This window comes from Fictibacillus nanhaiensis (assembly GCF_023715445.1).
GTDB lineage: Bacteria > Bacillota > Bacilli > Bacillales > Fictibacillaceae > Fictibacillus > Fictibacillus nanhaiensis_D.
In genome coordinates, this window is record NZ_JAMBOD010000006.1 from 143605 (window position 1) to 157886 (window position 14282).

Annotated in this window: 16 protein-coding genes and 1 riboswitch; of the genes, 8 read left to right on the plus strand and 8 right to left on the minus strand. The window is 38.8% G+C overall.

Going from position 1 to position 14282, the window contains the following annotated elements; translation table 11 throughout:
• Positions 1-24 precede the first annotated feature (24 nt).
• Positions 25-1014, minus strand: a complete 990-nt coding sequence (locus M3196_RS16070) for a spermidine synthase (RefSeq protein ID WP_251323330.1) — start codon at positions 1012-1014, stop codon at positions 25-27.
• Positions 1015-1148: 134 nt separating this feature from the next.
• On the opposite strand from M3196_RS16070, the gene M3196_RS16075 reads away from it, so the two are divergent.
• The 4 genes from M3196_RS16075 (at position 1149) to M3196_RS16090 (ending at position 4141) form a co-directional block, all read left to right on the plus strand.
• Positions 1149-1910, plus strand: coding sequence for a ferritin-like domain-containing protein (locus M3196_RS16075; RefSeq protein WP_251323331.1), 762 nt, complete (start codon positions 1149-1151; stop codon positions 1908-1910).
• A gap of 270 nt (positions 1911-2180) precedes the next feature.
• Positions 2181-3059: a cidABC operon transcriptional activator CidR gene (gene cidR, locus M3196_RS16080; RefSeq protein ID WP_251323332.1), complete on the plus strand. Its 879-nt coding sequence runs from the start codon at positions 2181-2183 to the stop codon at positions 3057-3059.
• Between the two features lie 174 nt (positions 3060-3233).
• On the plus strand, positions 3234-3770 hold the full coding sequence (locus tag M3196_RS16085; RefSeq protein ID WP_251323333.1) for an acyl-CoA thioesterase: 537 nt from the start codon (positions 3234-3236) through the stop codon (positions 3768-3770).
• Positions 3767-4141: a hypothetical protein gene (locus M3196_RS16090; RefSeq protein WP_251323334.1), complete on the plus strand. Its 375-nt coding sequence runs from the start codon at positions 3767-3769 to the stop codon at positions 4139-4141. Before M3196_RS16085 ends, M3196_RS16090 begins: the two co-directional genes overlap by 4 nt.
• Before the next feature lie 44 nt (positions 4142-4185).
• Here the strand turns inward: M3196_RS16090 and M3196_RS16095 are convergent, their stop codons facing one another.
• Together M3196_RS16095 and M3196_RS16100 are read right to left on the minus strand one after the other, a co-directional pair.
• On the minus strand, positions 4186-4551 hold the full coding sequence (locus M3196_RS16095) for a YbaN family protein (protein WP_251323335.1): 366 nt from the start codon (positions 4549-4551) through the stop codon (positions 4186-4188).
• Between the two features lie 55 nt (positions 4552-4606).
• The gene (locus tag M3196_RS16100) at positions 4607-5080 is read right to left on the minus strand and encodes an acyl-CoA thioesterase (protein ID WP_251323336.1); all 474 of its coding nucleotides are present in this window, start codon (positions 5078-5080) and stop codon (positions 4607-4609) included.
• A gap of 187 nt (positions 5081-5267) precedes the next feature.
• Positions 5268-5445, minus strand: a riboswitch (cobalamin riboswitch).
• Between the two features lie 174 nt (positions 5446-5619).
• On the opposite strand from M3196_RS16100, the gene M3196_RS16105 reads away from it, so the two are divergent.
• Entirely contained in the window at positions 5620-6747 is a 1128-nt protein-coding gene (locus M3196_RS16105) for an MGDG synthase family glycosyltransferase (protein WP_251323337.1), read from the plus strand.
• A 14-nt stretch (positions 6748-6761) separates the two neighbouring features.
• Entirely contained in the window at positions 6762-7790 is a 1029-nt protein-coding gene (locus M3196_RS16110; protein ID WP_251323338.1) for a metal-dependent hydrolase, read from the plus strand.
• Positions 7791-7797: 7 nt separating this feature from the next.
• On the opposite strand, the gene M3196_RS16115 is transcribed toward M3196_RS16110, so the two are convergent.
• From M3196_RS16115 to M3196_RS16125, 3 genes are all read right to left on the minus strand, one after another.
• Positions 7798-9126: a S8 family peptidase gene (locus M3196_RS16115; RefSeq protein WP_251323339.1), complete on the minus strand. Its 1329-nt coding sequence runs from the start codon at positions 9124-9126 to the stop codon at positions 7798-7800.
• A gap of 125 nt (positions 9127-9251) precedes the next feature.
• A complete protein-coding gene (locus M3196_RS16120; RefSeq protein ID WP_251323340.1) occupies positions 9252-10358 on the minus strand; it encodes a threonine aldolase family protein in 1107 nt (368 codons plus the stop codon).
• Between the two features lie 5 nt (positions 10359-10363).
• Positions 10364-10981 carry a class I SAM-dependent methyltransferase gene (locus tag M3196_RS16125; protein ID WP_251323341.1) on the minus strand — a complete coding sequence of 206 codons (618 nt, stop codon included), beginning with the start codon at positions 10979-10981 and terminating at the stop codon, positions 10364-10366.
• Between the two features lie 245 nt (positions 10982-11226).
• Here M3196_RS16125 and M3196_RS16130 point away from each other — a divergent pair, with 245 nt between their 5' ends.
• Entirely contained in the window at positions 11227-12567 is a 1341-nt protein-coding gene (locus M3196_RS16130; protein ID WP_251323342.1) for a GntP family permease, read from the plus strand.
• A 47-nt stretch (positions 12568-12614) separates the two neighbouring features.
• Here M3196_RS16130 and M3196_RS16135 read toward each other — a convergent pair whose 3' ends face one another.
• Positions 12615-12821: a hypothetical protein gene (locus tag M3196_RS16135; protein ID WP_251323343.1), complete on the minus strand. Its 207-nt coding sequence runs from the start codon at positions 12819-12821 to the stop codon at positions 12615-12617.
• A 101-nt stretch (positions 12822-12922) separates the two neighbouring features.
• Entirely contained in the window at positions 12923-13507 is a 585-nt protein-coding gene (locus M3196_RS16140; RefSeq protein WP_251323344.1) for a vWA domain-containing protein, read from the minus strand.
• Between the two features lie 97 nt (positions 13508-13604).
• Here M3196_RS16140 and M3196_RS16145 point away from each other — a divergent pair, with 97 nt between their 5' ends.
• Positions 13605-14093 carry a hypothetical protein gene (locus M3196_RS16145; protein ID WP_251323345.1) on the plus strand — a complete coding sequence of 163 codons (489 nt, stop codon included), beginning with the start codon at positions 13605-13607 and terminating at the stop codon, positions 14091-14093.
• Positions 14094-14282: the final 189 nt, after the last annotated feature.

A 14282-nucleotide genomic window follows, 5' to 3' on the forward strand; every position in this document is an offset into this window, starting at 1 on the left:
CTTTTTCAAGCGAGTGCTTTTTGTTTAATACCCAAACGCTTCTTTTACAATATCCAGCAATACGGTATTTCTGTCGGTCTGAATTTTTCCTTTGTTCTCCCAATTTACTAAGTAATATGGAAGGTGCAAAACGTCTTGCAGGCGCTCTTCTGTCAGGAAATCAGAAGGAACTTTTAATTTAATATCCTCTGCAGCTACCGGGAGCGTTGTGGCCAAAATATAGCCCCAGTCTTCTCCGTCTTTTATAGAGAAATTGTGGAATGGAATAGTGAAGAATCCTGCTTCTTGCAGAGTGGTTTCAATACTCCACATGTATTCCGGCATCCAGCTGGAAGTAGAACAGGCTATTGAGATAGCGCCTCCTGGATTCAAATGATCTTTTAACTGGTTATAAAATTCCAAAGTAAATAGCCTTGATAGACTCGGGCATTTTGACGTCGGTTCTGGGATATCGACTATGATGACATCCCAAGTTTCTGTACTTTTCTCAACAAAGTTTCTTCCATCCGCTATAACCGTCTCCACTTTTGGATGATTTAGCGATCCTTTGTTGAACTCCACTAAACGGTCTAAATTTTTACCAAAGTTTATCATGACCTCATCAACATCTATTGAAGTTATCTTTTCAATTCCATCATAACGCAACGCTTCACGAGTTGTGATTCCACCCCCGCCGCCAATGATCAAAACATTTTTGACGTTCTTTGCAGCGGCCATTGGAATGTGAACAATCACATCGGCATACTCGTTTTCATCCTGCGTGGTACTGAACATTACATCACCGTTGCCATAGATCCACATCTCACCATTAACATCTACTAAAGCAATCTTCTGTGTGGGCGTTCTAATTTTACGTATTACCTGAAAATCCCCCTCTGGTTTCTGATCTTCATTCATATAACTTTTTATCGAACCTTTTCCCAAATAGCGCCAATAAAGCCAGCCGGCTGCCTCTGTGAAAAGAACGGCTGCTGCACCTAACGCTAGCCAAAACAGTTCATTCAATCTGAACACTCCTTAAATATGAAACAAGCTATAATTTCATTCATATTCACGTGATGGACAAGTGGTGTTTAAAAGCAGAGACAGAGAACAAAAGTTGGGCTTTTGCATAGACTATTGCGACTTTATTTTTTGGAGGTACGCATATGAGCTATACGAATCCGCAACAACAGCAGACAAGCGGCCAGCAGCAAGCTCTACAGCTTTCATTGCAGCTTATTAAAGAAGCCGTTGCTGGAGAAAGAGAAGATCAATTATTTTACGAGTACCTGATCTCAGTGGCACCGACAAACGAGGAAAAGTTAATCATCGCTTCAATCCGGGATGATGAAAGAAGACATAACCGGTTGTTCAGGAAAATTTATAAAGACCTTACTGGTAAAGAGGTTCCACAAGCAGCCGGCGAAGAGTTTCAGCGTCCAAGAACGTATAAAGATGGTCTAGTAAAAGCGCTGTTTGGCGAATTGGCAGCAGTTGAGAAATACCGTGTGATTCGTCAAGGTCTGCCAAACACATATTATCGGGACATCTTGTTCAACATCATTACAGATGAGATTAAACATAGCGCGAAGTACAATTACTTATTCACACTTAACAGCCAGCCAGGTTCATCCCGCAGTCCAGAAACAGAAATTTCGGCTCAAATGCAAACGCAAACAGAAACTCAGACACAAAGTACGGCTGATCAGTGGGTGATGTATATTGATCCGCTTGTAAAAAGAGCTCTTAAAGAGTCAGAAGAAAGGAATAACCGGACATACCTGTTTCAAGAATTTATCCTGTCAGGTGTATTAGTCGGCCAAGGCTTTACGCCAGAAGAAGCCTTCGAAATCGTAGAAAAATGGGAAAAGAACGGTGAATCTCAATTGTTAAAAAGGAGCAAAATGCTGGGAAACCAGAACGAATAAGAAAGGAGGAGAGAAATGGACACTGTATAGGAATATACAAAGCCTTTCATTGGCGATCAGGAGATGCCGGTTCATACAACCCTTGGGGAACTTGTCCTGCCAACAAGCTATCCAGGACATTGGTTTATATTATTTAGTGATAGTAATATGTGAGGCAGCCTAAATGAGGCTGTTCTTTTTTCATTTTCATAAGTAGTATTTGGTAATTTATTTTGATAAGCTACATACTAAACTTAGATAAAGATTTTCTAAAAGAAATCAGGTGTAGAAATGGACATTAAACAATTACAATACTTTATTAAAGTTGCAAAATATAATAGCTTTACCCGTGCTGCTGAGGAATTGTTCATCACTCAGCCCACAATAAGTAAAATGATCAAAAATTTAGAAGATGAATTAGGTTTGATCCTATTTGACCGCTCCAGCAGAAAGAAACTCATTTTAACTGATGCAGGCCGGGTCGTATATGAACAAGCTAAACTCGTTGATAAAGCTTTTAATAATTTAGAATCTGAAATGGATAATTTACTGGGACTTCAAAAAGGGCATATTCGTATCGGATTACCCCCGATTTTTGACTCCCATCTTTTTCCCAAGCTGGTAGGAAGCTTTCATGAAAAGTATCCAGCCATAACCTTTGAATTGATGGAAGATGGCTCAAAGAGAATTGAGGAAGAAGTGGCAAATCATCACCTAGACATAGGGGTTGTTGTACTACCTACAAACAACGATGTCTTTCAATATTTTTCTTTTATGAAGGAAGATTTGCAGCTAATTATTCACCCTGATCATCCACTTGCCCGATATGAAAAAGTTAACCTATCCGATCTCAGCAATGAATCTTTTATACTGTTCAATAAGGATTTTGTTTTGCATGATCGCATCATCTCTTCTTGTAACCATGCCGGCTTTAATCCCCATGTAATCTCCGAAAGTTCACAATGGTCGTTCATCGAAGAAATGGTCGCTTGTAAACTTGGTGTTTCTTTATTACCTGAAAGTATCTGCAGGCATCTTACTACAAAAGTTAGAACGCTCAAGGTTGTGAATCCCTCAATAGGTTGGGAACTCGCACTTATTTGGAGAAAAGATCAATATTTATCTTTTGCTGCAAAAGAATGGCTGCGTTTTGTAAAAGAACAACTATAAAAAAGACGATTCCACTGGGAGTGGTCTTTTTTTATGCAGTTACGGCATAGGTGTAAGCATTTTCATAGATAAAGGCTATGGTACAAATGAAAAATAACCATTTTACTTCATGGTAATTCAGGCGTTACACTTACCTTGTAAATGGAAATTTACATCTTGGAAGGAATGATTCAAATGAACAAAAAGAAAGCGCGAGAAAGCCGCATTATTAATACTGACCAGGTTATGTCTCTGGATTTAAATAATTATAATACCCTTTTCGGCGGAGTTTTGATGAGAAAGCTGGATAACAATGCTACCTTATCTGCACGCAGACACGCCAGAGTAAAAGAATGTGTAACAGCTTCAACGGATTCAATTGACTTTTTACATCCAATCCATCAAACCGACTCTGTCTGCATTGAATCGTTTGTTTCATATACCGGTAAAAGCTCAATGGAGATCTTTTGCAAAGTGATTGCTGAAGACATGATTACAGGCGATAGAAGAATTGCTGCGACAGCCTTCTTAACTTTCGTAGCTTTAGGTGAAGATAAAAAGCCTGTTGACGTTCCACAAGTCATCCCTGAAACAGAAGAAGAGAAATTCTTATATGAAACAGCGAAAGAAAGAGCAGAAGTCCGAAAGCTGAGACGAATGAAGAGTAAAGAATTAGCAGCTGTCATTTCTCTTGATAAACCGTGGGATGTAAAAGAGGAGGTATATGTATGATCACATTATGCAGCCAAAATGAACTAAAATCAGCACAAACTGCACTAAATAAATTAGAGCAATCCTATCCTGTGCTTTTCGAAAAGCTAATCGATGTAATTAACTTAACCCGTGCCATGCAGCTAAAGTATCAGTACATGGGATGCTTAATAATGAATGAGGATCCCGGAAACGCCAAACCTGAATTTGTTATTGGGTCTGTTATCCGTTTGTATAAAAAAGAAATGCAACGATTAACAGGTGATAAAGATATTAATGAAGTAAGAAAAGTATTCACCGCTTATAAACATACTGGATACTCCAGACTTAGCCAGCTTGCTCTAGGGAAAACACCTGAATCGTTAGCAGGCAGCTCTGCGATTATTCAATAAATGCAGAAACCCTGAGTACGTATTTTTGTACTCAGGGTTTTATTTTATACGGTTTTAATCTTGGTTATAAAATAATAGTATTTATACGCAACAATTAGAAGCAGCACTACCTTCACTACCGTACTCTCCGTCATAAAAAAAGCCACAGCAATCATGGCATCAGCAAACAAGTTGATCATGATTTTCTTTTTTCGGGTCATAGATCTTTCTTTGATAAATTCTTCTAAATGATTTTTATATATGGCAGTACCTTTAAACCACAACTCAAACTTTTTAGAACCTTTTACAAAAAAATAAGACGCTAAAAGCAGTAAAGGTGTTGTAGGGATCAGTGGCATAATGATACCCACAATTCCTAATCCAAGAAATAAGAATCCCAGGGATACATAAAACATATTCTTGATTTTCACTGGGATTCTCACTCCTTCCTTCACCATCTATCTTACCTGCTTTAATTATTAAAGGCTATTGATTCACGTTTTTATATAACAGCCTTCGTTCCTTCCTCAACTGAGCATTCTCAAAAAATGATGTTTCCTCTTCTGTTTCCGGTATAACACTCGGAACAGGTGTTGGTTTCCCATCGTTATCAATCGCAACCATCGTAAGTATTGATGTTGTGTTTAACGTTCTGTTCCCTGTCTCTAAGTTTTGGCATTCTACCTTCACATACACTTCCATTGAAGTCCTGCCTGTTGAAATGACGACACCTTCAAGAATTAATATATCGCCCACTTTGGCGGAGGATAAAAAGTTCACATTATCAATGGATGCCGTTACAACAACCTTTCCGCTATGTTTCATTGCAGAGATCGCTGCGATTTCATCGATATACGATAATACCGTTCCCCCGAAAATGGTTCCCATATGATTTGTATCTGGAGGCAATACAAGTTTCGTTTGAATCGTTCTTGAGACATTTGATGATAATTGTTCCATGCCATTCCTCATTCCCGGAGCTTTTATGCCCCTGTTTTTAGTAGCGGGAGTTGGTATGACCACGAGATTCGAAGCTTATCAACTAACAAATAAAAAACCCACCACAAAGGATGGGGAACGCAAGAATATTTAATAAGGAACAAATTTATTAAAATACCCTCGTCTTATCTTCCCAACTCCCGAAGAAGATCAACGCTATAACATGGCAGGTCTCCTGACTTGTGCTTCACTTTACTTTAAGCCCTTCCCGTCCGAAGACAGTGGTTTCGCTTATTTCATCAGCACTTACAGTTGCGGGTACAGCTCTGGATTTTCACCAGATTCCCTTTTAAGTCTGTAACAGACACCATGATTACCGGATTAATCTATAAATGATTAGCTTCTATTTTATTATAGGTTGATGTAACTTTGGTGACAACTACCGCAACTTTATATCCAAAATAATTCTTATCAATTCCTTAACAAATATGGCCTGTACCTTCATATTGCCTTTAAATTCCCGTGATATGCTGAAAAAAAGACTTGGAGGAGGTTATCTTATGCAACGTCCAACAGCTTTAATTCTTACTGCACATTACGGAAGCGGTCATATTCAGGTAGCAAATGTCTTAGCAGATGAACTTCGCAATAACGGTTACGAGCCAATCATATCCGACCTTTTTGGAGAATCCTATCCGCGGATGTCCCAAATTACACAGTCTTTATTCCTGAAAAGCTTTTCGTACGGAACCTCGTTCTACAAATGGTGGTATTACGGGACCAATAAATTAAACGGCAAAGGGATCGCCCAGTTTTCCCGTTACCTTGGCCGAAAGAGGCTTCAAGAGCTGATCACAAAACACCGTCCGCAGTTTGTTATTTCAACTTTCCCTCTTAATTCTGCACCCTTTTTAATAAAAAAAGCAAAATACTCAATACCGACGTATACCGTTATCACAGATTATTGCGCTCATCCATTTTGGATCAACCCGTTAATTGACCACTATTTTGTCGCAGCTGATATTGTGAAGAACGGCTTGGTAGAACATAACGTTGATGAAAAACGAATTACCGTCAGCGGCATTCCTATCGGTTCTGAATTTTATTCTACAGCTGATAAACCATCCATCTTTAGAAAATATCAAATTACTCCAAGCAACAGAGTGGTTACGGTGCTTGCTGGGGCCCAAGGTGTATTGAAGAATGTAAAGGACCTTGCAAAGCTCTTGCTAAAGAACCCTTCACTTCAAGTAATAGTGGTCTGCGGTAAAAATAAAGCACTTTATGAAAAGCTTCTGCCCCTTGCAATCCAACATCCGGGATCCTTTCGATTATTCGGTTATGTAGATAACATCCATGAAGTTTTTCAAATCTCTCATTGCCTCATTACAAAACCCGGGGGCATTACAATTTCGGAAGCAGCTGCTTTACACCTTCCTTTAATCTTTTATAAGCCAGTACCTGGTCAAGAAGCTGAAAATGCTCAATATTTCAGCCAGAAAGGTGCCGCAGTCGTCTGTCATTCAGCAAATGAGATCTATGACAGCGTTCAGGAGCTGTTTGATAATGAAAAACTCATGAACACGATGAGACAGCAGCTGCATCATATTCACAAAGGACACTCATCAAAAATGATCACGGATTATGCGATCAACCAATCCGAACAGCAATCATTAATTTTACCATAAGGGAGGCAGCACCAATGGATACAACTTCTCATATTGTCATCGGGTTAGGATTAGGTTCTCTTGCACAAATAGATCCGGTTGTGGCAGAAAATTCATTGTCTCAAGCCGTAATCTTAGGAACCGTTATCGGTTCAAACGCGCCTGATGCAGACTGTGTATATAAGCTTAAAGGGAAAGGGAGCTACTTCCGAAATCACCGGGCATGGTCACACTCTTTACCTGCGCTTCCATTGTGGGGTCTCGCCGTTTCAGGAATCATTCATCCTTTTTTCGCTGATTCATCTTTTCTGCATCTATTTATGTGGACGTTTCTGGCTGTTATTCTACATGTGGTATTTGATCTTTTTAATGTATATGGGACACAAGCTGTACGACCCATCTCATCCAAGTGGATCTCCTTTGATTCCATTCCATTAGTTGATCCGTTTATATTGGGGCTGCATGCAGTTGGTTTTGCTTTAATCCCTTTCTTTGAACCGGGAATCATCTTTTCTTTTGTTTATCTAATTATCCTTTTGCACATATTATTTCGGACTTTTTATGCAGGAAGAATCAAAAAACATCTGCGTTTATATTATCCTGAGCCCATCCGGATAAAACTTATTCCTAGATCCGATCTGCTGACATGGGACTTTTTAATCGATCATGAGGATGAATGGATCTTCGGCGTCTATTCTGCAGCGAAGATTAAAATTGAACACAAACTGCCCAAACAATCAGACCATCAGGATTTAATAGAAAAGAGCAAAAACGAAACAGATATCACCGACTTTCTTGCTTCAACACAATTTGCCTATCCCTTTGTGAAGAAAAGAAAAAGCGGTTACTTTGTGATGTGGAAGGACCTGCGTTTCCGAGTAAACAAAACGTATTTTCCCTACCATGCCATTATGTATATAACAAATGATCATAAGTTTAAGAGCACTTACACAGATAAAATTTATACGTTAAAAAACTATAAGAAGATCATGCGGGAATTAGAAGGTAACTGCACAACAGAAACAAACCAATCGGCAAAAAAACTCAAGCATGTTTCAGCTTGAGTTTTCTTTATTTTTGGATTGAATTTTCAGCGTTTATATAGCCAGCACCATAAACATTCGGATCTCTGTCTCTCCATAAATCAGCGCCATTCATCAAAAGGGACTTTACTTCCTGTGGAGTAAGATTTGGATTTTGCTGCAAAATGAGAGCCACGATTCCTGCACAGATCGGTGTTGCCATCGATGTTCCTGAGAGCATGAAATACTGAGATCCGACTCTGCTGGATTTTTGCAGCTTGTCCAAATAGGAGTTCGGCGAACGTAATGACACGATGTTTACACCAGGAGCTAATATATCAGGTTTTACATTCCCGTAAAGTGTAGGTCCTCTGCTTGAAAAGCTTGCTACATCATCATCTGCTTTATTTCCAGCCGTGTTTCTATCATCTAGAGCCCCAACTGTAATGACTTGATCACTTATACCTGGGCTCGCGACTGTACCAGCTTCTGGTCCTTCGTTTCCAGCAGCAACAACTACGACAATTCCACTTTCCCATGCTGCTTCTACGATTTGAACCATTGGATCATCATTTTCTTTATTATACTGTTGGGCAGCTGCACCTAAGGACATGCTAATAATATCTATTTTATTTTCTGGATTTTGTTGATTATAATCTATGCACCATTGTACGCCTTGCATAACTGTTTCTAATGAACCGGATCCTAGCTGATCCAATACTTTTACTCCAATTACATTTGCTTTTGAGGCAGGTCCACTATAGACGCCCGCGGAAGCTGATCCAGCAGCAGCAGCATCACCTGCACAATGTGTTCCATGTCCATTATCATCATATGGATCTGTCCTTTGATTGATGAAATCAACGAATCCTGTAATTCTCCCCGAAAGATCCTGATGTGGATATATACCTGTATCAATAATGGCTATTGTAATACCTTCACCCGTTAATGCTGTACCGTTACGAATTACATTTTTGGCGTTCGCTGAGGGTACAGCAACATCCAACAAGGTTTTCACTTCACGGTTTAAATATACTTTTTTAACGTGACTGCAGCCTGTTAGCAGCTCTTCCAATATTGATGGTGTTATATCAGCACTGCAGCAGGAAACAGCAGAAAAACGATTCCTGATCTTACATTTTCTTTGATTTGAAAAAAGATGGTGAATTTCAGAGCACCCTTCTTCAAAACAATTTTCTTCCAACTCGATAATGACAGACAATCTCTTATTCTTTTTAATTAAACCTTCTAACAGATTGTGCAAAAAACAAGGTGTCCATTTAAATGGTTTATACAAGTTAAGTACGATATCACGTAAAGATTTATCTAATTTATGAGAATGTGAACGTACAATCTGTACCATAGAATATCCAAACATAAAAAAACCTCCTTCATTCAAGTTCTAATATTCTATGAAATTGACGAGGTATAGGAACGGTACTTGTCCACATTCTATTAAATTTGTGCCCTAAACATTAAAAAAACCCATCATACAAGATGGGTTCAATCAACGGTTACGATATCTTTATTTATTCTTTCACCAAGCTTTTGAAACAATTCTTCTAATTTTTCTTTAGGGATTGCAGCGTAATGATCTCCCATGCTTACTTCATAAAAGCATGTATCTTTATCTATTTCTTTAACATACCCTGATAACCCAATCCCAACATCGTTATATACCCCAATTAAAATTGACTCTATCTTTTCTTTCGGCAAATCAAAATAAACATGAAACATATTCGATATAGGTATTTCAGGAACTGTTTTAACACTTGAACATTGATTATAATATGCTGCGAGCTCTTTCGCATTTTCATAATACTGACCCATTTTATGTACTCTCTGGTCAAAGTAATAATCTGCGCTGATAATATAAGGATAAAGGCTGATCAAGTCACCGCCATGGCGTCTTTTCCATACCTTTGATTCCTCTGTAAAATCTTTTGGACCAGCAAGAATTGCACCAGCTACCCCGCCGACTCCTTTATAAAAGGAAACATAGACACTGTCAAAAAGGGCACAAACTTCAGCTGCTGACTTTTGGTAGAAAGGAAGAATTTCAAACAATCTCGCGCCATCCAAATGCAGTTTTATTCCTTTATTCCGACAGTAGTTTGAAATAGCCACAAGTTCATCGTATTCGGGAAGCTGACCTCCAATTTCACGCTGTGGCAGTTCCAGAAGCAAACAGGAGATCTCCTGGTTCATACTTGTAACATCTTCTAGTGTAATCACTCTGTTTTTATCTGCTAACAAAACAGGTTCTACTCCGTGCAATTTCTTTAAACCATCTTCTTCATGAATTTCCAAATGACACAATGGATGATAAGCGACTCTTTTTAAATCTTTTTGATCACACCAGATTCTTAAAGCAATCTGCTGCGCCATTGTACCGCTCGGGAAAAAGACAGATGATTCTTTCCCTAAGTATTTTGCCATCTTTTCCTGAAAGTCTTCAATGATCTTGCCACTGCCATAAACATCACTTTCAAGGTTGCCATCCATACTGCTCAGTGCGTCTTTCAACACCTGAATTTCCCGTTTTCCATGTCCGGGAATGTGGTACTTCGTTTGTTTAAACGCCTCTAACAAAGGATTCTTTTGACTCATTAAACTCACTCCTTTTCGTACGACAAATAATAGATAAGAAACTTTTCATACGGGTTTTGCTCGTACAGTTTTGGTAAAACAATCTCTTCTTTTAACTCAAATGCTGTTTGATTCTCTAGAAAGTAGACATATTCCTCTGGTGCATAATATAAAATGATTTCTATTTGCCTTGGTGTTTTCTCTACGGAACGTAATATGTTATTAACCGTTCTCATAAAAATTTGCAGAGAAAACGGATTAAAGAAATAAAAACGATTATCTTTTGAATCAATTTTGTATTCTTCTGCCAAGCAGCATTGAAAATGAATCTGATTGTTTCCCTTTCTGTGTTTCTTTATATAATTCCTCTTATTTTCGAGTGCTTCATCCAAAAACGACTGATCCATCTCAACTCCTACTGCAGATGCGTCAAACATGTGATGGACAAAAAAGTTTAGCCGCCCTTTTCCGCATCCAAAGTCTACAATCTGGTCATTGCTCTTTAATACATACTGATCAAAGAGTGTCTCCAGTGCCTGATATGGTGTAGGTTCGTACCGATTATAATGAATCGATGGATGGAACCCTTTTTGGGGTCCTTGTGTATGGATGTTTAGCACTCGGTCATAATACTGTTCTTTCATGGTAAAAACTCCTATACATAAGCTTATATCACTATAATAGCAAAACCATTTCTTCACTCTCACTTAAAAGGGCATGTTTTATTCTTTCTTTGCATATATTTTTATGGCTTTTCCTCATGCACAAATTAAGAGTTGTAATTTTCTGAAAAGAGAATTGACATTTTCAAGATTTGTACTAAACTTGTAGAAAGTTTAACCACTCTCCTGCTTCAGGATTCTCACAAAAAAGGATTGGAGGGCACCACATGTTATTTCTTATTTTATTGATTGGCGTACTTTTCGTTGTAATCGCAACCACAAAGTTTAAGCTGCATCCGTTTTTATCTTTAATTTTAGGAACATTCTTTGTTGGAATCGCTTCTGGCATGCCTATGATGAAGATTGTTGAAAACGTTAACACCGGATTCGGTGGCTTGATGGGAGGAATCGGTCTCGTTATCGTTTTTGGAACGATTATCGGTACCATACTTGAAAAGTCAGGAGCCGCACTTCGTATGGCAGAGGTCGTTCTTCGACTCGTAGGACCGAAAAGACCTCAGCTTGCTATGAGTATGATTGGTTACATTGTTTCTATACCTGTTTTCTGTGATTCTGGATTCGTTATCTTATCCTCTTTAAGAAAAGCACTCGCCAAACGGGCAAAAGTGGCTGTAGCATCCATGTCTGTCGCACTTGCTACAGGATTATACGCAACACATACGCTCGTCCCGCCAACTCCTGGGCCTATTGCTGCCGCTGGTAACATCGGCGCAAATAACTTTTTAGGAACCATCATTATCATTGGACTTATCGTAGCCATTCCAGCGACCATTGCCGGTTATTTATGGGCTGTGAAAGTCGCAAGTAAAATTGAAGTTGAAGACGATGGTGAAGAGTTAAATTATGACGAAATCGTCTCTTCTTTTGGAAAAATGCCTTCCACGTTCCTATCCTTTTTACCGATTTTATTGCCAATTGTTTTGATTGGAATCGGTTCGATCGTTACGTATCAAGGAGCAAAAGGAAATATGGCAAACTTCTTTCTGTTCTTAGGAAGTCCGCTTGTGGCTTTACTGGCAGGTGTAATTGCTGCATTCTTCCTCCTTCCTAAATACAACGAAGAAACGATGACGAAATGGGTAGGAGAAGCTTTATTAGATGCTGCTCCCATTTTATTAATTACCGGAGCTGGCGGGGCTTTTGGAGGAGTTATTAAAAATACAGGTATAGCTGATGTCATTCAAAGCTGGTCGCTTGGTGATATTTTCAGCGGAGCTTTATTCCTGCTCATTCCATTCCTGATTGCAGCTGCTCTAAAAACAGCACAAGGATCTTCGACTGCGTCACTTGTTATTACTTCTTCACTCATAGCCCCGCTGCTTCCGGGTCTTGGAATTGAAGGAGCAGTACCACTTGCTCTAGTGGTTATGGCTATCGGAGCAGGTGCGATGACCGTCAGCCATGTAAACGATAGCTTCTACTGGGTAGTTACAGAGTTCACAGGAATGAAAGTGACGGATGCATATAAAGCACAGACGATGGCTACGCTTCTCCAAGGTATTGTGACGATTGTCTTCACGATGATCTTGTGGGTGATTTTAGTATAAATATTAAAGACAGAGCAGCCATTTTTGGCACTCTGTCTTTTTACATGTTACTCTTCTTTTGCTCCGTCTTCTGCAATCGCTCTTAAGTCTGTGTAGAAAAAATCGTCATTACATAATGGGGAATGTTCTTCTTTGTCATATTTATTTACGATTTCTTTTAATTCTCCTGTATCGCCTTTTGCATTAATGATTTCAACAAGTTCATTCAATCCTTCAGAGGTTTCTTGGTTTTCTTTTTCATTTTTATCTTTCATGACTTATCCCTCCTATGATTTTTATGTTCCCCAAAATAGTAATATTTAACACGAAAAAGCCCCCTCTAACCGCAGGGACCCTTTGTGTCCGAATGTAACTTTTATTTCTGCCTTATCTCTGATACTGCCTCACACATCACATTGTACATCTTTTCAACGCCAACCTCTGATGCCTCAAAGTCGAATGCATTTTCCTTACTGATTCCCAAACTCTCGGCTTCTTCTGCAGCGTCAATATTTGCTCCCATGAATATAAACTCCCAGCTGTATTTCTCCTGCTGATGCTTGATCAGTTCTTTTACTTTTTTGTAAGTGAACTCATTGCTGGCATTCTCCATGCCATCTGTTGTGATTACAAAAATGACTTGGCCAGGTCTTTGCTTCTCATCTGTTGTTGATAATCGGTGACCTACATCTAAAATGGTTTTCCCTACTGCGTCTAATAATGCTGTTGTGCCCCTTACGTAATATTCTTTAGATGTTAATTTTACTTCCGTCGCATCTTTTCCGTTCCACAATACTTCATATTGGTCATCAAAAAGAACTGCTGTGAGGAGCGTATCTCCTTCCAACTGGCATTGCCGTTCAATAAATGAATTAAAACCTCCGATTGTGTCACTCTCAAGACCAGACATTGACCCACTTCTATCCAGCAAAAATATAATCTCCGTTAAATTCTTATCCATCTTCATCATCCTCCACGTTTGTTTGTCATGCTATAATAATAGCTACATTTATCCATCATTTGGTCGCCTGTAAAGCGACATTTTGGAGGCTGATCTTATGCTCGATCAAAAAATAATTAAAGAACTAGAAGCTTATATACAGGACCACTTAATTATTGAATTACAAGACCGTATGTACTCCGATATGAAGGAAGAGTGTATTTCCGAAAGCCTTCATATTGAACTTGATCATTTTATTAAAAATAATCAAAAACCAACTCTTCAGGAAGTATTGTTTCGTTTCATTGATCAAAAAGATGCAAGTGACACAGAGATTTACAAAAGAGCTGGCATTGACCGAAGACATTTTTCAAAAATTAGATCCAGTTCGGATTATCGCCCTAAAAAGAGTACTGTGATTGCACTTGCGTTAGCACTTGAGCTAGATGAGGAAGAATTCCACCAACTGCTTGAGTCAGGCGGATATTCACTTTCCGATAGCGAAACTGCTGATTTGGTTATCAAATTCTGTTTAGAAAAAAAGATTTATGATGTTATTCAAGTTAATGAGTACTTGGATTACTTTAGCCAAAAAACATTGGCGTAGGATAGGACAGTTTTGGGAAATGAAATCCGGATACCCCCTTCGGTATTGTCCTAAGGAATCCCACGAAAAATGGGAATAATCCCACGTTAATTCATTTTTTCCCACGTTAGATCCTATTAATCCCACGTTAATTTGAATATAACCACGAGTCGACATCTCGCGACAAGTTTCGTGATCTTTATACCCCCA

Bases quoted from the DNA above. Each gene is read 5' to 3' on its own strand.
- M3196_RS16075 (WP_251323331.1), top strand. From the start codon at position 1,149: ATGAGCTATACGAATCCGCAACAACAGCAGACAAGCGGCCAGCAGCAA.
- cidR (WP_251323332.1), top strand. From the start codon at position 2,181: ATGGACATTAAACAATTACAATACTTTATTAAAGTTGCAAAATATAAT.
- M3196_RS16085 (WP_251323333.1), top strand. From the start codon at position 3,234: ATGAACAAAAAGAAAGCGCGAGAAAGCCGCATTATTAATACTGACCAG.
- M3196_RS16090 (WP_251323334.1), top strand. From the start codon at position 3,767: ATGATCACATTATGCAGCCAAAATGAACTAAAATCAGCACAAACTGCA.
- M3196_RS16100 (WP_251323336.1), bottom strand. From the start codon at position 5,080: ATGGAACAATTATCATCAAATGTCTCAAGAACGATTCAAACGAAACTT.
- M3196_RS16105 (WP_251323337.1), top strand. From the start codon at position 5,620: ATGCAACGTCCAACAGCTTTAATTCTTACTGCACATTACGGAAGCGGT.
- M3196_RS16110 (WP_251323338.1), top strand. From the start codon at position 6,762: ATGGATACAACTTCTCATATTGTCATCGGGTTAGGATTAGGTTCTCTT.
- M3196_RS16115 (WP_251323339.1), bottom strand. From the start codon at position 9,126: ATGTTTGGATATTCTATGGTACAGATTGTACGTTCACATTCTCATAAA.
- M3196_RS16120 (WP_251323340.1), bottom strand. From the start codon at position 10,358: ATGAGTCAAAAGAATCCTTTGTTAGAGGCGTTTAAACAAACGAAGTAC.
- M3196_RS16125 (WP_251323341.1), bottom strand. From the start codon at position 10,981: ATGAAAGAACAGTATTATGACCGAGTGCTAAACATCCATACACAAGGA.
- M3196_RS16130 (WP_251323342.1), top strand. From the start codon at position 11,227: ATGTTATTTCTTATTTTATTGATTGGCGTACTTTTCGTTGTAATCGCA.
- M3196_RS16135 (WP_251323343.1), bottom strand. From the start codon at position 12,821: ATGAAAGATAAAAATGAAAAAGAAAACCAAGAAACCTCTGAAGGATTG.
- M3196_RS16140 (WP_251323344.1), bottom strand. From the start codon at position 13,507: ATGGATAAGAATTTAACGGAGATTATATTTTTGCTGGATAGAAGTGGG.
- M3196_RS16145 (WP_251323345.1), top strand. From the start codon at position 13,605: ATGCTCGATCAAAAAATAATTAAAGAACTAGAAGCTTATATACAGGAC.